General features: G+C 64.8%; 18 protein-coding genes. 12 read left to right on the top strand and 6 right to left on the bottom strand.

What is annotated here, in order from left to right; all coding sequences use genetic code 11:
- Positions 1-48: 48 nt before the first annotated feature.
- Genes ntrC through dusB form a run of 3 tightly spaced genes read right to left on the bottom strand, consistent with a single transcriptional unit; the run spans position 49 to position 3,619 of the window.
- Positions 49-1,491: a nitrogen regulation protein NR(I) gene (gene ntrC / locus U0025_RS08205; RefSeq protein ID WP_004212583.1), complete on the bottom strand. Its 1,443-nt coding sequence runs from the start codon at positions 1,489-1,491 to the stop codon at positions 49-51.
- Positions 1,491-2,600: a two-component system sensor histidine kinase NtrB gene (locus U0025_RS08200; protein ID WP_037491486.1), complete on the bottom strand. Its 1,110-nt coding sequence runs from the start codon at positions 2,598-2,600 to the stop codon at positions 1,491-1,493. Before U0025_RS08200 ends, ntrC begins: the two co-directional genes overlap by 1 nt.
- Positions 2,597-3,619: a tRNA dihydrouridine synthase DusB gene (dusB, locus tag U0025_RS08195; RefSeq protein WP_004212581.1), complete on the bottom strand. Its 1,023-nt coding sequence runs from the start codon at positions 3,617-3,619 to the stop codon at positions 2,597-2,599. The genes U0025_RS08200 and dusB overlap by 4 nt, the downstream gene beginning before the upstream one ends.
- Positions 3,620-3,735: 116 nt before the next feature.
- On the opposite strand from dusB, the gene U0025_RS08190 reads away from it, so the two are divergent.
- Positions 3,736-4,917 carry a bifunctional 2-C-methyl-D-erythritol 4-phosphate cytidylyltransferase/2-C-methyl-D-erythritol 2,4-cyclodiphosphate synthase gene (locus U0025_RS08190; RefSeq protein WP_004212579.1) on the top strand — a complete coding sequence of 394 codons (1,182 nt, stop codon included), beginning with the start codon at positions 3,736-3,738 and terminating at the stop codon, positions 4,915-4,917.
- Positions 4,918-4,924: 7 nt separating this feature from the next.
- The gene (locus U0025_RS08185; RefSeq protein ID WP_004212578.1) at positions 4,925-5,443 is read left to right on the top strand and encodes a CinA family protein; all 519 of its coding nucleotides are present in this window, start codon (positions 4,925-4,927) and stop codon (positions 5,441-5,443) included.
- Here the strand turns inward: U0025_RS08185 and U0025_RS08180 are convergent.
- Together U0025_RS08180 and lipA are read right to left on the bottom strand one after the other, a co-directional pair.
- Positions 5,389-5,865 carry a type II toxin-antitoxin system RatA family toxin gene (locus U0025_RS08180; RefSeq protein ID WP_004212576.1) on the bottom strand — a complete coding sequence of 159 codons (477 nt, stop codon included), beginning with the start codon at positions 5,863-5,865 and terminating at the stop codon, positions 5,389-5,391. The genes U0025_RS08185 and U0025_RS08180 overlap by 55 nt on opposite strands.
- A 7-nt stretch (positions 5,866-5,872) precedes the next feature.
- The gene (gene lipA / locus U0025_RS08175; RefSeq protein ID WP_004212573.1) at positions 5,873-6,853 is read right to left on the bottom strand and encodes a lipoyl synthase; all 981 of its coding nucleotides are present in this window, start codon (positions 6,851-6,853) and stop codon (positions 5,873-5,875) included.
- Between the two features lie 38 nt (positions 6,854-6,891).
- Between lipA and U0025_RS08170 the strand changes: the two genes are divergently transcribed.
- From U0025_RS08170 to U0025_RS08160, 3 genes are read left to right on the top strand one after another with little or no spacing between them, the layout of a single operon-like run.
- The gene (locus tag U0025_RS08170; protein WP_004212572.1) at positions 6,892-7,530 is read left to right on the top strand and encodes a carbonic anhydrase; all 639 of its coding nucleotides are present in this window, start codon (positions 6,892-6,894) and stop codon (positions 7,528-7,530) included.
- Positions 7,531-7,543: 13 nt separating this feature from the next.
- Positions 7,544-8,353, top strand: a complete 810-nt coding sequence (locus U0025_RS08165) for an NYN domain-containing protein (RefSeq protein ID WP_004212570.1) — start codon at positions 7,544-7,546, stop codon at positions 8,351-8,353.
- Positions 8,353-8,634, top strand: a complete 282-nt coding sequence (locus U0025_RS08160; protein ID WP_004212569.1) for an acylphosphatase — start codon at positions 8,353-8,355, stop codon at positions 8,632-8,634. The genes U0025_RS08165 and U0025_RS08160 overlap by 1 nt, the downstream gene beginning before the upstream one ends.
- 240 nt (positions 8,635-8,874) lie before the next feature.
- Here U0025_RS08160 and U0025_RS08155 read toward each other — a convergent pair whose 3' ends face one another.
- Positions 8,875-9,210: a hypothetical protein gene (locus tag U0025_RS08155; protein ID WP_037491480.1), complete on the bottom strand. Its 336-nt coding sequence runs from the start codon at positions 9,208-9,210 to the stop codon at positions 8,875-8,877.
- Between the two features lie 110 nt (positions 9,211-9,320).
- Between U0025_RS08155 and U0025_RS08150 the strand changes: the two genes are divergently transcribed.
- The 7 genes from U0025_RS08150 to U0025_RS08120 all read left to right on the top strand — a co-directional run bounded on the left by U0025_RS08150 (position 9,321) and on the right by U0025_RS08120 (position 15,679).
- Positions 9,321-9,911 (top strand): M17 family peptidase N-terminal domain-containing protein, encoded by a 591-nt coding sequence (locus tag U0025_RS08150; RefSeq protein WP_004212567.1) that lies wholly within the window; start codon positions 9,321-9,323, stop codon positions 9,909-9,911.
- Positions 9,912-9,961: 50 nt separating this feature from the next.
- Positions 9,962-10,624: a response regulator gene (locus U0025_RS08145; RefSeq protein WP_017499786.1), complete on the top strand. Its 663-nt coding sequence runs from the start codon at positions 9,962-9,964 to the stop codon at positions 10,622-10,624.
- Between the two features lie 230 nt (positions 10,625-10,854).
- Entirely contained in the window at positions 10,855-11,514 is a 660-nt protein-coding gene (locus U0025_RS08140; RefSeq protein ID WP_004212565.1) for a hydrolase, read from the top strand.
- Between the two features lie 94 nt (positions 11,515-11,608).
- The gene (locus U0025_RS08135) at positions 11,609-12,445 is read left to right on the top strand and encodes an alpha/beta fold hydrolase (RefSeq protein WP_004212564.1); all 837 of its coding nucleotides are present in this window, start codon (positions 11,609-11,611) and stop codon (positions 12,443-12,445) included.
- Between the two features lie 22 nt (positions 12,446-12,467).
- Positions 12,468-12,728, top strand: a complete 261-nt coding sequence (locus U0025_RS08130) for a XapX domain-containing protein (protein ID WP_004212563.1) — start codon at positions 12,468-12,470, stop codon at positions 12,726-12,728.
- An 80-nt stretch (positions 12,729-12,808) separates the two neighbouring features.
- A complete protein-coding gene (locus U0025_RS08125; RefSeq protein ID WP_004212562.1) occupies positions 12,809-14,653 on the top strand; it encodes an amidohydrolase in 1,845 nt (614 codons plus the stop codon).
- Positions 14,654-14,788: 135 nt separating this feature from the next.
- Complete coding sequence (locus U0025_RS08120; protein WP_004212560.1) at positions 14,789-15,679, top strand: VOC family protein; 891 nt, start codon at positions 14,789-14,791, stop codon at positions 15,677-15,679.
- Position 15,680: the final 1 nt, after the last annotated feature.

Below are 15,680 nucleotides of genomic sequence, written 5' to 3'. Positions count from 1 at the left end.
AAAACCATGTCGCTGGTCGATGCGATTGGGCGCTTCGTCTCGCCCTCGCTAATCGCTCAGCCGCAATTGCAGCGGGTCGAGGCCATAGTCGGTCAGCTTCTTGCGCAGCGTGTTGCGATTGATCCCTAGCAGGCCGGCGGCGCGGATCTGGTTGCCGTCGACGCTGGCCAGCGTTTCCTGCAACAGGATCGGCTCGATCACCGCCAGCAGATTGTCATGCAGCTGGGGATTGGCCTGCCCCAGCCCGACGCCCAGTTGCCGCTTGGTCCATTCCCGCACGGCCTGCGCAAGCTGCCCCGCGGGCGCGGCATGGTCCGCCGGCACGGCATCCAGCGGCAGCGCGTGGCGTAGCATGTCGGCCGCGATCACATTTTCGCGGCTCAGCACAGCCAGGCGCTGCATGATATTCTGAAGTTCGCGCACATTGCCCGGCCAATGATAGGCCATCAGCAACTGCGCGGCGTCCTCGGCCAGGGCCTTGCGCGGCAAACCGTCCTGCGCCGCCCGATCCAGAAAATGGCGGGCCAGCAAGATCACGTCCTCGCGTCGCTCGCGCAAAGGCGGCAGCGACACCGGCACGACATTGAGCCGATAATAGAGGTCCTGACGGAACCGGTTATCCTCGATCAGCCGCGGCAGATCCTTGTTGGTGGCGGCGATGATGCGGACATCGACCCGCACCGGCTTCGATCCGCCGACCGTGGTCACTTCGCCCGACTGGAGCACGCGGAGCAGCCGTGTCTGCGCCTCCATCGGCATGTCGCCGATTTCATCCAGGAACAAAGTGCCGCCCTGCGCCTGCTCGAACTTGCCGGCTGTCCGCGCCTGCGCGCCGGTAAAGGCGCCCTTTTCGTAGCCGAACAGTTCCGCTTCGATAAGTTCGCGCGGAATGGCCGCCATGTTGATCGCGACGAAGGGCCGGGTGCGCCGCTGGCCCAGACTATGGATGGCTTCGGCCACCAGCTCCTTGCCCGTCCCCGACTCGCCCAGCACCAATATGCTGAGATCATTGGAGAGAACCCTGGCGATGGTGCGATAGACTTCCTGCATCGCAGGCGAGCGACCGACCAGCGGCAGGCCGTCATGCGGCAATCCTTGCTCGCTCGCGTCCGCCCCGCCCGATCGATGCCCCAAGGCATCCGCAACAGCGCGCGTCAACTCATTGAGATCGAACGGCTTTGGCAGATATTCGAACGCCCCCTTCTCGGTCGCCCGGATCGCAGTGTTCAGGGTGTTCTGTGCAGAAAGAATGATAACATTCAGGTCGGGCTTGCGCTCGATAATCTCCGCCACGCCGTCCAGCCCATCGCCGTCCGGCAACATCACGTCGGTGATCAGAATATCGGGCGAAAAACTCTCCATCAGCGCCGTGCGCTCGCGGATCGATCCGGCGATCTTCACCTTGTGCCCCTGGCGCCGCAGAGCTTCCCCTACCACCACGCAGATGGCGGGATCATCATCGACGACCAGGACCGTGCCCGTAGCGGCCATCAGCCCATTCCCATCGGCAGCAGGATGCGAAAGGTGGACTCCCCGGCTTCCTGATCGCGGGAATATTGCACGAAACCGCTCATGTCCCTCACCAACTTGTCTACCAATGCCAGGCCAAGGCCCTGCCCGTCCCGCTTGCCCGTGATGAACGGGTTGAAGAGGTGGTCCAGAATATGCTCAGGCACGCCCGGCCCATTGTCGATCACCACGATCTCGATCGGCAGCACGGCGCTGCCCTTGCGATCGCCGACCAGCACCGACATGCCATGCCGGAACGCCGTCTCCACGCGAATGCAGGGCTGTTCGACATGCTCCAGCGCTTCCGCCGCATTCTTCAGCAGGTTGATCATCACCTGCACCAGCGCATCGTCATTGATGATCGCGAATGGCAGGGATGGATCATAACGCTTTATAATTTTTACATTCTTGGCAAAACCAGCCGCCGCAATATGCGATGCACGATCGATCAGCGGATAGATGTTACCGGGGCCGCATTCCAGCGTGCGATCGGTCGTGAAATCCTGCATCCGGTCGATCAGGGCGGCGATCCGGTCGACCTCGTTGCAGATGAGCTGGGTCAGCGCCGCGTCGCTGCCGCCATTGCTCGTCTCCAGCAACTGCGCCGCGCCGCGAATGCCGGACAGCGGGTTCTTGATCTCATGCGCCAGGATCGCGGCCGCGCCGACTGCCGATCGCGCACCGCCCGCCGTGCCGCGATGGCCGATCTTGCGGGCCTGCCCCTGTGCATGGATCGACACCACCCGCCAGCCCTCATGATCGACGATAGGGGAAATCATCAGGTCCACCTCCATCTCGGCGGTGCGCCCGGCATGGACCTTGATGTCATAGGCGGCGATCGGCTTGTTGCTGTGCCAGATATCGAAGCGCGCGCCAGCCTCGGCGATCCGCACCGTGCGCGCCACATCGCTGCCGATGATCGCCGACCGCGCCATGTTGAGCAGGGTTTCCGCCCGCACATTGGCGTCGGCAATGCCGTTATCCGGCCGCACTACCAAGGTCGCGACCGGCAACGCCGTCATCAGTTCCGACAGGGATGGTCCATCCTGCTGCATCTGAAGCGGCGGGAGGGACGGCAATGGCATGGTCATGCAGCCTGAAGTGCCACCGCCGGTTCATCCGCCGCAATCAGCGGCTCGTAGAAGGCGGCCAGCATATCCAGCACCCGCTGCGCGTCGGCCTCCTGATTGACCGTGTTGCGGAACTCCGCCGATCCGGTCAGGCCCTTGGTGTACCAGCCGATATGCTTGCGTGCCATGTTGACGCCGGTCATATTGTCATAATGATCCAGCATCATGCGATAATGCTCTGTAATCAGATTATATTGTTCCGCAAGACTCGGGTCGGCACGACGCTCGCCGGTGGCGAACCAGTGCATCACCTGGCCCAGCAGCCACGGCTTGCCATAGGCGCCACGACCGATCATCACGCCATCGGCGCCGCTCTGATCAAGCGCGGTTTCCGCGTCCTCGATCGAGCAGATGTCGCCATTGACGATCACCGGCAGCTTGACCGCATCCTTGACCGAGCGGACGAAGCCCCAGTCGGCACTGCCCTTGTACATCTGGCAGCGGGTGCGACCATGAACCGTGATCAGCTTCGCGCCCAGATCCTCGGCGATATGCGCCAGTTCCGGTGCGTTGAGGCTCGAATGATCCCAGCCCATGCGCATCTTGACCGTCACCGGCACATCGACCGCCTCGACCGTCGCCTTGATCAGCGCCGCCGCCAGCGGCAGGTCGCGCATCAGCGCGCTCCCCGCATCGCCGTTGACGACCTTCTTCACCGGGCAGCCCATGTTGATGTCGATGATCGCCGCGCCGCGATCAGCGTTCAGCTTGGCGGCTTCGGCCATTTCCGTCGGCGCGCAGCCAGCCAACTGCATCGACACCGGTTCTTCCAGCGGATGCCAGGCGGCCTTTTGCAGCGACTGGCGCGTCTCGCGGATCATCGCCGCGCTCGCAATCATCTCGGTGACGTTCAGGCCCGACCCGAAACGGCGAACCAGGGTGCGGAAGGGCATGTCGGTAACACCGGTCATCGGCGCCAATATGACCGGCATGTCGACCGTCACCGGTCCAACGGAAATGGGGGAAAGCCTGCGCGTCATCTTCTATCACTGCCTAAAAAACAGGCAGCTCTTAGCCGAAAATGGCCGCGACGACAAGGCAGGCCCCGGACCACTTGTCGCGCTTTAGAGGTTGGCGATCATGGGGCAGAGCGTCTATGCGCCGCAGCATGACATCGAACAGCAGGATCGTCGCGCTGATCGTCGCCGCCGGGCAGGGAAGCCGGGCCGGTGGCGACATTCCCAAACAATATCGGCAGATCGGCAGCAAGTCCGTGCTGGCCCATGCCCATGACGCCCTGACGGCGCATGGCGGCGTGTCGGCCATCCACATTGTGCTGAGCGAAGGCGAGGAAGACCGTGCTCAGGCTGCGCTCGGCGATCGCATCGCCCATTTCGTCACCGGCGCGGACAGCCGGCGCGGTTCGGTCCGGGCCGGGCTAGAGTCGATCGCGTCGGCCGGCGGCGCTGACATCGTGCTGATCCACGACGCTGCCCGCCCCTTCCTGCCCCCATCGGTCATCGACCGGCTGCTGGCCGCGCTGGAAGATGCCGAAGGCGCCATCCCTGCCCTGCCCGTCGCCGACACGCTGGTGCGCAGCGACGGCGCGCGGATGGGCGACGGCGTCGATCGCGCCGACCTGCATCGCGTGCAGACGCCGCAGGCCTTCCGCTTCGAGACCATCCTGGCCGCGCACCACGATTGGGACGAGACTCAGGAAGCCACCGACGATGCCCAGATATTGCGCGCCTGGGGCCATGACGTCATCTTGGTGCAAGGCGATGAAAGGCTGGAGAAATTGACCTATCCTGAGGATTTCGATCGCGCCGAAGCGCGCATCATGGACGCTCGCACCACCCGCGTCGGCATGGGCTATGACGTCCATCGCCTCGCGCCCAACGAAGAATTGTGGCTCGGCGGCGTACTGGTGCCGCATGACCGGGGCCTCGCCGGCCACAGCGATGCCGATGTCGCCCTCCATGCTATCGTAGATGCGATCCTCGGCGCGCTCGCCGATGGTGATATCGGCAGCCATTTCCCGCCGTCCGATCCACAATGGCGCGGAGCCTCGTCCGACCGTTTTCTCGCCCATGCCCGCGATCTGGTCCTGAAACGGGCCGGCCGGATCGACCATGTCGACCTCACCATCATCTGCGAGGCGCCCAAGATCGGGCCGCATCGCGACGCCATGCGCGCCCGGATCGCCGAGATATTGGCGGTTCCGCTCGACCGGATCAGCGTGAAAGCCACCACCACCGAGCGGCTGGGTTTCGCCGGCCGGCGCGAGGGCATCGCCGCGCAGGCGGTTGCCACCCTCTCCCTCCCCACGCTATTCTGAGCCGACCATGCCCAACACCATCCTGCCCGCCCAACTCGTCGACCTTGCCGAAAAGGTCATCATCGCCAACCGCCGCGCCGGCCGCACCGTCGCAGTCGCCGAAAGCTGCACCGGCGGCCTGGTATCTGCAGCGCTTACCGAAATCGCCGGCTCCTCCGACGTCTTCGAGGCCGGTTTCATTACTTATTCCAATGACATGAAGGCGGAACTTCTGAAAGTTTCCCACGATGTGCTGGACACGTTCGGCGCAGTGTCCATCGCCACCGCCTGGGCGATGGCGCAGGGCGCGCTCAAGAAAAGCCACGCGCATGTCGCGGTTGCCATCACCGGCATCGCCGGGCCGGGCGGCGGCAGCGAGCAGAAGCCGGTCGGCACCGTCGTCTTCGCGCGCGCGGAACGCGGCGGCAGCCCAGACAAGGTCGTGGCCGACATGCATCATTTCGAGGATAATGGTCGGGGCGGCGTCCGCCTTCAGGCGGCGTTGTGCGCGCTCGAATTGCTGCTGCCCGATTCGCCGGCGCCATAAAGCGCCGCCGCGCGCGTTTCGAACGCGCCGATCATCTTGCGCAGCGCCTTGTCGAAAAACTGGCCAGCCAGCATCTCGAAGATGCGGTTCTTGAATTCGAACTCGACCTCGAAATCCACCAGCACGCCGCCCTGCCCGTCGTCGCGGAAGCGCCATTCATTGTGGAGATGCTTGAGCGGGCCGTTGAGATAGTCGACGCGGACATGGTCCGGGCGATGCTTGTGGACGCGCGAGGTGAAGCTCTCGCTGATCCCCTTGAAGCCGACGATCATGTCCGCAACCATCTCGCTCTCGCTGTCCGATCGGATACGGATCGCGCTGACCCAGGGCAGGAATTGCGGATAGGCCGAGACGTTCGACACGAGGTCGAACATCTGTTCCGGACTATAGGGCAGCTGGCGGGTCTCGTTATGCTTGGGCATTCGCCGATCAGGCCTTCGTGGCGGCCGCCTTGGCCAGCTTCGCCTCGCGCGCGGCGCGCATCTCGGCGAAGTCCTTGCCGGCATGATAGCTCGATCGGGTCAGCGGGCTCGACGCCACCTGCAGGAAGCCCTTGGCCCGCGCAATCGCCGCATAGGCATTGAACGCGGCCGGGGTGACGAATTCCATCACCTTGGCGTGCTTGGGCGTGGGCTGCAGATATTGGCCCATGGTCAGGAAATCGATATCGGCCGAACGCATGTCGTCCATCACCTGATGGACTTCCAGGCGCTCTTCGCCCAGGCCCAGCATGATTCCCGACTTGGTGAAGATCGACGGGTCGAGCTTCTTGACGCTCTCCAGCAGACGCAGCGACGCATAATAGCGCGCGCCCGGGCGGATGGTCGGATAGAGCCGGGGCACCGTCTCCAGATTATGGTTATAGACGTCCGGGCGTGCCTCGACGATCATCGCGACCGCGCGCTCATGCTTGTTGCGGAAGTCGGGGGTCAGGATTTCGATCGTGGTGCCCGGCGTCGTGCGGCGCAGCGCTTCGATCACCTTGACGAACTGGCTGGCGCCACCATCGGGCAGGTCGTCGCGATCCACCGAGGTGATGACGATATGTTCCAGCCCCATCTCGGCGGCGGCATCGGCCAGGTTCTGCGGCTCGTTGACGTCCACCTTGCGCGGCATGCCGGTCTTGACGTTGCAGAAGGCGCAGGCGCGCGTGCAGACATCGCCCAGGATCATCACCGTGGCGTGCTTCTTGGTCCAGCATTCGCCGATATTCGGGCAGGCCGCTTCCTCGCAGACCGTGTTCAAACCCTTTTCCCGCATCAGCTTGCGCGTCTCGTGATAAGCGGGGCTGGTCGGCGCCTTGACGCGGATCCAGTCGGGCTTGCGGGCACGCTCGGTCGTGGCGGGCTGACCGGGGACGGGGATCGGGGCAATGTCGTTCATCGGCCCCAGATAGCGATGCAGGACCATACTTGCCAGCCCTCTCTTTGTGCGGCACATCAATCATCATGACCGACTTTGCAGACATGCTCGAAGGCTATCGCCGCTTCCGTGACACCGGCTGGTCCCAGCAGCGCGAACGATGGGACGAACTCAACGAAGGGCAGAGCCCCCGCGTGATGGTGATCGCCTGTTCCGACAGCCGAGTCGACCCGGCCCAGATCTTTGACACCAGCCCCGGCGAAATTTTCGTCGTGCGCAACGTCGCCGCGCTGGTGCCGCCGTTCGAAACCAATCCGGGCTGGCATGGCGTGTCGGCCGCGCTGGAATTTGCCGTCCAGGTGCTCAAGGTCGGCGAGATCGTCGTCATGGGCCATGGCAAGTGCGGCGGCTGCAAGGCAGCGCTCAGCCATGACCTCAAGGATGCGCCTCCGGGCGAAGGCGGCTTCATCCATAACTGGATACAACTGCTTGACGATGCCCGCGACGTGGTGGTGGACCGCTATGGTGACCAGCGCGACCGGGATGTCGAGCGCGCCATGGAGCAGGAAGGGGTGAAGGTCAGCCTCACCAACCTGCGCAGCTTCCCCTGCGTGCGCGCCAAGGAAAAGAGCGGCGAACTGAAGCTGGTCGGCAGCTTCTTTGCCATTGCCGATGGCCAACTCCACATATTGGACGAACAGACCGGCGTCTTCGCCGCAGCCTGACGGGAGGCACATCATGCCCATGCGGCAGGAAGGGCGCGGCAATATCGCCCTGCTGATCGACGCGGACAATGCGTCGGCGGCCCATTTCGATGCGGTGATGACCGTGCTGGCGGAGCTTGGCACGGTCAATATCCGCCGCGCCTATGGCAATTGGAACAAGGCGACGCTCAAGACCTGGGCGGCACTGTCCGTCGCGCAGGCGATCGAACCGCAGCAGCAGTTCGACCTGACCAAGGGCAAGAATGCCACCGACATGAAGATGACGATCGACGCGATGGACCTGCTGTCGAGCGGGCGCGTCGACGGCTTCGGCCTGATGTCGAGCGACAGCGACTTCACCCCGCTGGTGACGCGCCTGCGCCAGGACGGCATCCCGGTCTATGGCTTCGGCAACGCCAATGCGCCCGAGGGCTTCCGCCGCGCCTGTACCCGCTTCATCGACGTCGCAGCGCTGCGGCCGGTCGAAGTGCCAGTGGCCAAGCCGGCGGCGGCACCCAAGAAGAAGGCGCCGGCCAAGAGCAGCGCGGCCGCCAAACCTGCCCCCGCAGCGGCCCCGCCAGCCGCAACGCCTGCGCCCGCGGGCACCGGCGCGGCGGTGGACCCGGAAGTCGTGCGCCTGCTGATCGACGCCTATGACGAGGCGAAGCGGGACGAGCGCGGTTTCGTCGCGCTGGGGCCGGTCGGCCAGCGGGTCGGCAACCGCTCCAGCTTCGACGTGCGCAATTATGGCTTCAAGCGGCTGTCCGATCTGGTCGCCGCCATCCCCAATTTCACCACCGAAGTGCGCGAGGGCGGCCAGACCTGGATCAAGCGGATCCGCTGATGCCGGTCGTCGCCCGTCACCTGATGATCCTCGGCCGGGTGCAGGGCGTCTTCTACCGCAACTGGACGGTCGAGACCGCCCGCAGCCTGGGGCTGACGGGGTGGGTGCGCAATCGCATGGACGGCAGCGTCGAGGCGCTGGTGCAGGGCGAGGCTGACGTGGTCGATCGCTTCGTCACGCTGGCACAGGATGGCCCGCCCGCGGCAAAGGTCGCGCGGATCGAGGCGACGAATGCGCCGGTCGAGGCACTGAACGACTTCGAGAAAAAGCCGACAGGCTGAGGCGGTCATGAGGCGCGAGAGGGTCTCGACAGATCAAAGAGCCGATCGAATTTAGGCTGAGTGATGGCCTGTAGGACAGCGGAAATGCCCGGCCGCCAGCGCAGCAATCGACGCGACAGTTTATTTTTGCCCGAAGTTCACAGTGTCGTCGGGCCATATCGGACCCTTTGCGCCTGCCACGCACCCGTGACGCGACACCAGAGCGATAGCGTCAGCAGGGCGGCCGATATGGGGGGCTTTCTATGGCCCGAGTAGATCAGCATTGCGCAGAATAGGACAGCGCCGCCGCGCACGGCGGACGGACTTGCGATGGCAGCTAAGGGCGGTGGTGTCCACGGGTGGCGGCAGCACCGTCTTGAGCAGCCATTCGGCAAAGCCCTCGCCTAAAAGGTCCAGCAGGGTATAATAGCCGGCATCGCCCGAATTGGGATCGGGCGCGACGTCGAGTTCGCGATAGAGCGCATGTTCACGGGCGCGGATCGGCCGCTTCATCGCTACCTTGTTGAAGCCGGGCGTGTCCATCAACCGGACATGACTGTCCCGCCGATTGCGCGGCAATTCCGCATGATTGTCCAAATCCCGCGCGCCCTGGCCACGACGCGGGCGCCATGCCCCTCTAGCTTGGCCCAAGGAGACGCCGACCCGCATGGCTGCGTCATGGCGGGAGGATCAACAGGGTGGCGAGCATGGATGCGCCGATCGTCGGCACATATCGCACCGTCCGCTTCCGCGCCGAGCCGGTAGATGCGATCGCGAGCGATGTCGATCTGCTGATCGTCGGCATGCCGGTCCTGTCCGCCGCGAGCCGGATCGATCCTGGTGCCTGCGCGCTCGACGCCGCCCTGTCAGGCACCTTGTCGCAACTGCGCGCAGGCGGCCTTTTCGACGGCAGGTTCGGCGAGACGATGATCCTGTCCAGCCCGCCGCCGCCGGTGCGCTGCCGGTCGCTGATGATCGTGGGCATGGGGGAAATCGACGATCTGGATGCCAAACAGCTGGGCCGGCTGGCCGCCGTGGCGATGCGCGCGGCGCTCCGGCTCGACAGTTGTTCGATCGCCTGCCTGCTGAGGCTGCTCGATCCGGCGGCAACGAAGGTCGCGCAACGCGCCGCCGCCCGTGCGATGATGGCCGGCGTGCTGACGGCGCTGGACGCCTATCTCTCTCCCGGTCCCGCTCCCGACCGGTTCGCCGGCCTGAACTGGACCTTCGACCAGCCCGACAGCGCCGCCGACGTGCTGGGCACGATCATCGCGCAATGGCCGGCCGCGCCACAATGAGGCGCGACTATCGCATGGACTTGGGAAGCGGAACACGCCACTCTGGCGCGATGCAGCCAGGTCCGATCCACAGCCACGACATGCAGCCAGCGATCGCCCCCATATCGATCCTGGTGGTGGACGATCATGCGCTGCTGCGCGAGGGCGTGCGGGCGATGCTGGCGACCCAGGCCGATATGCGGATCGTCGGCGAGGCCGACAATGGCCGGCGCGCGGTAGAGGAATATGCGCGGTTGCGCCCCGACATCGTGCTGATGGACCTGCAGATGGCGGAAATGCCGGGGCTTGACGCGATCGCCGCGATCCGGGCCATCCATCCCGACGCCCGGATCATCGTGCTGACCACCTATTCGGGCGATGGCCGCGCGATCAAGGCGCTGCGCGCAGGGGCGATGGGCTATCTGCTCAAGGCCAGCCTGCGCAAGCAGTTGCTCGACGCAATCCGGTCCGTGCATCTGGGCGGCAAGCATCTCGACGCCACCGTCGCCACCGCGATCGCCCTGCATGTGCTGGAAGACCCGCTGACCGAACGCGAGATCGCGGTGCTTTCGCTGGCAGCCTGGGGCAACAGCAACAAGCAGGTCGCGGCGCGACTCGATATCAGCGAAGAGACGGTGAAGGGCCATATGAAGTCGATCTTCTCGAAGCTCGACGCGACCGATCGCACCCATGCGGTGACGCTGGCGATCAAGCGCGGACTGATCGACCTCTGACGACACGGCGCGCGAGCGCCCCCTTTACATCGGAATGATCGCTAACGCGTCAGCCTGATCCAAGATCGGGCGGCGACGGACAGCTATGATCGCGCGCGTCAGGCCAGTGACTGACCATTTCTATTTTTTAGAACAAGTCGGTGCATTTTATCTGGATATTTCGGATCAAACACGCCGGCTAACACTGTCTTCACAGCAGCGACGACTGCTCGAAACCAAGGAGCCGACCCATGACGATCACCGCCACGCCGACCCCGGGCAAGTCCCTCATCTCGCCGACCGACCATATTTTGGTCCTGATCGACTTCCAGTCGCAAATGGCCTTCGCCACCAAGTCGATCGCGCCGGAACTGCTGCGCAACAATGCCGCCCTCGTCAGCCGCGCCGCCAAGTCGTTCGGCGTGTCGACCATCCTGACCACCGTGGCCGAAAAGAGCTTTTCGGGGCCGATGTTCAGCGAGATCACCGACGCCTTCCCCGGCCAGCCCCTGCTCGACCGCACCAGCATGAACACCTGGGAAGATGCCGCCGTGATCGAGGAAGTGAACCGCATCGGCAAGGAGCGGATCATCTTCGCCGGCCTGTGGACCAGCGTCTGCATCGTCGGCCCGGTCGCCTCCGCGATCGACCAGGGCTTCGACGTCTATTTCATCGCCGACGCCTGTGGCGACATCAGCGAGGAAGCGCATGAGCGCGCCGTGCAGCGCATGATCCAGCTCGGCGCCAAGCCGATGACCTCGCTCCAATATATGCTGGAACTGCAGCGCGACTGGGCGCGCACCGAAACCTATGAGTCCACCACCGGCATCGCCAAGGAATTTGGCGGCGCATACGGCCTGGGCATCAAATATGCGAAGGCCATGTTCGGCGCCTCCGAAGGCGGCCACTGACCTGCGCCAGGGGCCGGCGGTGCCTCCCCCTCTCCCCATGCACCGCCGGCCCCTTCCCCTCTCCCCTTTCCCCACCCGAGCAAAGGAAATCCCCATGAGCTTCGTGACCACGGATGACGGCGTCGACATCTTCTTCAAGGACTGGGGTCCAAAGGACGCCCAGCCCATCATGTTCCACCATGGCTGGCCGCTGTCGTCGGACGACTGGGACGCGCAGATGCTGTTCTTCCTGTCGAAGGGCTATCGCGTCGTCGCCCATGACCGTCGCGGCCATGGCCGCTCGGCCCAGGTGAGCGAAGGCCATGACATGGCCCATTACGCCGCCGACGCCGCCGCCGTCGCCCGCCATCTCGACCTCAGGAACGCCATCCATATCGGTCATTCGACCGGCGGCGGCGAAGTGGCCGCCTATGTCGCCCGCCATGGCCTGCCCGAAGGCCGCGTGGCCAAGGCCGTGCTGGTCAGTTCGGTGCCGCCGATCATGCTGAAGACCGACCGTTATCCCGGTGGCCTGCCCATGGACGTGTTCGACGGGCTGCGCGCCGGCCTCGCCGCCAACCGTGCGCAATTCTTCCACGATGTCGCCGCCGGCCCCTTCTACGGCTTCAACCGCGACGGCGCGGACGTGAAGCCGGCCGTCATCGACAATTGGTGGCGCCAGGGCATGATGGGCAGCGCCAAGGCCCATTATGAAGGCATCAAGGCCTTCTCCGAAACCGACCAGACCGACGATCTGACCGCGATCACCGTGCCGACCCTGGTGCTGCATGGCGATGACGACCAGGTCGTGCCCTACAAGAATGCCGGCGTGCTGCAGGCGCAGATCCTGCCTAATGCGACCCTCAAGATTTACGAGGGCTATTCGCACGGCATGCTGACGGTGAATGCCGACGTGCTGAACGCCGACATCCTCGCCTTCATCCAGGCCTGATCGCAGACGCAGGAGACCGGCGATGAAAGTCTATCTTCTCTCCCTCGGCGCCGGTCTCCTGGTCGGCATCGTCTATTCGCTGCTGGGGGTGCGCTCGCCCGCACCCCCGGTGGTGGCCCTGATCGGCCTGCTGGGCATATTGGTCGGCGAACAGATCGTGCCGATCGCGAAGCGCTGGGCCGATGCCCATGAACTGACCCGCTTCGTGCGCAACGAATGCCGCGACCATGTGCTGGGCACGCTCCCGAACAACCAGGCCGACAATCAAAAGGGCGACGCGTGATTACCCGCCGCGACGCCATGGCCGGCGTGGCCGCCTCCGCCCTTCTCTCCCCCTTTCCTGCTCAAGCCAAGGACCGCCCCATGACCGACACGATCATCGTCAATGCCAAGGTGACGACGCTGGACCGGAGCAATCCCGTGGCGCAGGCGGTCGCCATCCGCGACGGCAAGTTCCTGGCCGTGGGCAGCGAGGCGGAGGTGCGCGCCGCCGCGCCGGACGCCACGGTGATCGACGCCAAGGGGCATCGCCTGATCCCCGGCCTGATCGATAGCCATATGCACATCATTCGCGGCGGCCTGAATTTCAACATGGAACTGCGCTGGGACGGCGTGCCGACGCTGGCCGAGGCGATGGACATGCTTAAAAGCCAGGTCGCCCGCACCCCTGCTCCGCAATGGGTGCGCGTGGTCGGTGGCTTCACCGAACATCAGTTCGCGGAAAAACGCCTGCCGACCATCGCCGAACTGAACGCCGTCGCGCCCGACACGCCGGTCTTCATCCTGCACCTCTATGATCGCGCGCTGCTCAACGCCGCCGCGCTGCGTGTCGTGGGCTACACCAAGGACACACCCAACCCGCCGGGCGGCGAGATCGTTCGCGATGCGGCCGGCAACCCGACCGGCCTGCTGCTGGCCCAGCCCAATGCGACCATCCTCTATTCGACGCTGGCCAAGGGGCCGAAGCTGCCGCAGGACTATCAGCTCAATTCGACCCGCCACTTCATGCGCGACGTCAACGCGCTGGGCGTCACCGGCGTGATCGACGCAGGCGGCGGCTTCCAGAATTATCCCGACGATTATGAGATTATCGAGAAGCTGCATCAGGACGATCAACTGACCGTCCGCATCAGCTATAATCTCTTCACGCAGAAGCCCAAGGAAGAGCTGGCCGATTTCTCCGGCTGGGTTCGTCAAGTCACGCCGGGACAGGGCGACGACAGCTATCGCCATAATGGCGCGGGCGAGATGCTGGTCTATTCGGCCGCCGACTTCGAGGATTTCCGCCAGCCCCGGCCGGACATGCCGGCCAATATGGAAGGCGATCTGGAGCCGGTCATCCGCCTGCTCGCCGAACATCGCTGGCCTTGGCGTCTGCACGCCACCTATGACGAGACGATCGGCCGCGCGCTCGACGTCTATGAAAAGGTGAACCGGGATATCCCGCTGACCGGCATCAACTGGTTCTTCGACCATGCCGAAACCATCAGCGACCGCAATATCGACCGGATCGCCGCGCTGGGCGGCGGCATCGCCGTGCAGCATCGCATGGCCTATCAGGGCGAATATTTCGTCGAGCGCTATGGCGCGAAAGCCGCCGAGCGGACTCCGCCCATTTCCCGCATGATCGCAGCGGGCATCCCGGTCGGCGCCGGCACCGACGCCACCCGCGTCGCCAGCTATAACCCGTGGGTATCCTTGAGCTGGCTCGTCACCGGCCGCACCGTCGGCGGCTTCGCACTCTACCGCGGCGACAATCGCGTCAGCCGGGAAAAGGCGCTGGCGATGTGGACGCATGAAAATACCTGGTTCTCCAACGAGATCGGCAAGAAGGGCCAGATCAAGGCCGGGCAACTGGCCGACCTTGCCCTGCTGTCGGCCGACTATTTCTCGGTGCCGGAGGATCAGATCGTCCATATCCGATCGGTCCTGACCCTGCTCGGCGGCAAGGTGGTCCATGGCGAGGGCGATTATGCCCCGCTCGCGCCCGATTTGCCAAAGCCCATGCCCGACTGGTCGCCGGTCGCCACCTTCGGCGGCTATCACAAGACCCGCGAGGCCCGCGCGCAACTGGCATCGGCCTGTGGCTGCCATTCGGCCTGCGGCGTCCATGGCCATGACCATGCCGCGGCGCTGGGCGCCGATGTCCCGGCGGCCGATGTCCAGACCTTCTGGGGATCGCTCGGCTGCGGCTGCTGGGCCGTCTGACGATAACCGCAAATCATTGTCATTCCCGCGCAAGCGGGAATCCATCTCGCAACCAAGCCCGACGGCGCAACGCCCGGAGATGGATCCCCGCCTTCGCGGGGATGACGAGAAAGACTTCCTGCCTGGAGATAGTCCATGAAGCGCTTCGCCTTCCTATTCGCCGCCGCCATCCTGATGCCTATGCCGGTCGCCATGGCCAAGCCTGCCGCCACCGCCGATTATTCGGTCGGCGCGCAATATGACACTACCCATGTCTATGTGCCCGAAGACCAGTTCGACGCCTTCGTCACCAGCTTCGTCGCGACCTTCGGCGGCACTACGTCGAAGCAGGGCGAGTTCCAGGTGACGCCGACGCCCAGCCTGACCAAGTCACAACTGGCGCTGACCCCGGCCGGCACCGTCTCCGTCTTCGGTTTCAAGACGCCGATCCCTTATCCCTTCGGCGATGAACGCACCGGCTATCTGGTGAGCGACATGGACGGTGCCGTCGCCTCGGCACTGAAGCATGGCGCCGTGCGCCGCATCACCACCTTCCCCGATCCCATCGGCCGCGACGTAGTGGTGCAATGGGCCGGCGGCGTGAACATGCAGCTTTACTGGCACACCGCCAAGCCCAGCTATGCCGCGCTGACCAGCGTGCCGGAAAACCGCATCTACCTGACCGCCGACGTCGCTGACCGGTTCATCAGGGACTGGACCGGCTTTGCCCATGGCAGGATCGTCTCCGACGACCGCGCCGCCAAGGGCGAGGAAATCGGCCAGCCTGGCAAGACGATCCGCCGCGTCGCGATCGACAGCGGTTATGGCAAGATAACCCTCTTCGTCTCGGACGGCCAACTGCCCTGGCCCTATGGCCGCGACATGACCGGTTATGAGGTCGCCGACATGGACGCCACGCTGGCCAAGGCGAAGGCCGCCGGCGTCGAAACATTGGTTGCGCCGCAGACGGTCGCCGGTCGCCAGAGCGCGATCCTGCGTTTCCCCGGCGGCTATATCGCCGAAGTTCATGCGCCGGCGGCCAAGTAGG

Source organism: Sphingobium yanoikuyae, from assembly GCF_034424525.1.
Lineage (GTDB): Bacteria > Pseudomonadota > Alphaproteobacteria > Sphingomonadales > Sphingomonadaceae > Sphingobium > Sphingobium yanoikuyae.
Note: the sequence above shows the minus strand (reverse complement) of the source record. Positions and strands in the feature narration are given on the sequence as shown.

What these genes read in the sequence shown, in the direction of transcription:
- ntrC (WP_004212583.1), bottom strand. Translation starts at nt 1,491, where the DNA reads ATGGCCGCTACGGGCACGGTCCTGGTCGTCGATGATGATCCCGCCATC.
- U0025_RS08200 (WP_037491486.1), bottom strand. Translation starts at nt 2,600, where the DNA reads ATGACCATGCCATTGCCGTCCCTCCCGCCGCTTCAGATGCAGCAGGAT.
- dusB (WP_004212581.1), bottom strand. Translation starts at nt 3,619, where the DNA reads ATGACGCGCAGGCTTTCCCCCATTTCCGTTGGACCGGTGACGGTCGAC.
- U0025_RS08190 (WP_004212579.1), top strand. Translation starts at nt 3,736, where the DNA reads ATGCGCCGCAGCATGACATCGAACAGCAGGATCGTCGCGCTGATCGTC.
- U0025_RS08185 (WP_004212578.1), top strand. Translation starts at nt 4,925, where the DNA reads ATGCCCAACACCATCCTGCCCGCCCAACTCGTCGACCTTGCCGAAAAG.
- U0025_RS08180 (WP_004212576.1), bottom strand. Translation starts at nt 5,865, where the DNA reads ATGCCCAAGCATAACGAGACCCGCCAGCTGCCCTATAGTCCGGAACAG.
- lipA (WP_004212573.1), bottom strand. Translation starts at nt 6,853, where the DNA reads ATGGTCCTGCATCGCTATCTGGGGCCGATGAACGACATTGCCCCGATC.
- U0025_RS08170 (WP_004212572.1), top strand. Translation starts at nt 6,892, where the DNA reads ATGACCGACTTTGCAGACATGCTCGAAGGCTATCGCCGCTTCCGTGAC.
- U0025_RS08165 (WP_004212570.1), top strand. Translation starts at nt 7,544, where the DNA reads ATGCCCATGCGGCAGGAAGGGCGCGGCAATATCGCCCTGCTGATCGAC.
- U0025_RS08160 (WP_004212569.1), top strand. Translation starts at nt 8,353, where the DNA reads ATGCCGGTCGTCGCCCGTCACCTGATGATCCTCGGCCGGGTGCAGGGC.
- U0025_RS08150 (WP_004212567.1), top strand. Translation starts at nt 9,321, where the DNA reads ATGGATGCGCCGATCGTCGGCACATATCGCACCGTCCGCTTCCGCGCC.
- U0025_RS08145 (WP_017499786.1), top strand. Translation starts at nt 9,962, where the DNA reads ATGCAGCCAGGTCCGATCCACAGCCACGACATGCAGCCAGCGATCGCC.
- U0025_RS08140 (WP_004212565.1), top strand. Translation starts at nt 10,855, where the DNA reads ATGACGATCACCGCCACGCCGACCCCGGGCAAGTCCCTCATCTCGCCG.
- U0025_RS08135 (WP_004212564.1), top strand. Translation starts at nt 11,609, where the DNA reads ATGAGCTTCGTGACCACGGATGACGGCGTCGACATCTTCTTCAAGGAC.
- U0025_RS08130 (WP_004212563.1), top strand. Translation starts at nt 12,468, where the DNA reads ATGAAAGTCTATCTTCTCTCCCTCGGCGCCGGTCTCCTGGTCGGCATC.
- U0025_RS08125 (WP_004212562.1), top strand. Translation starts at nt 12,809, where the DNA reads ATGACCGACACGATCATCGTCAATGCCAAGGTGACGACGCTGGACCGG.
- U0025_RS08120 (WP_004212560.1), top strand. Translation starts at nt 14,789, where the DNA reads ATGAAGCGCTTCGCCTTCCTATTCGCCGCCGCCATCCTGATGCCTATG.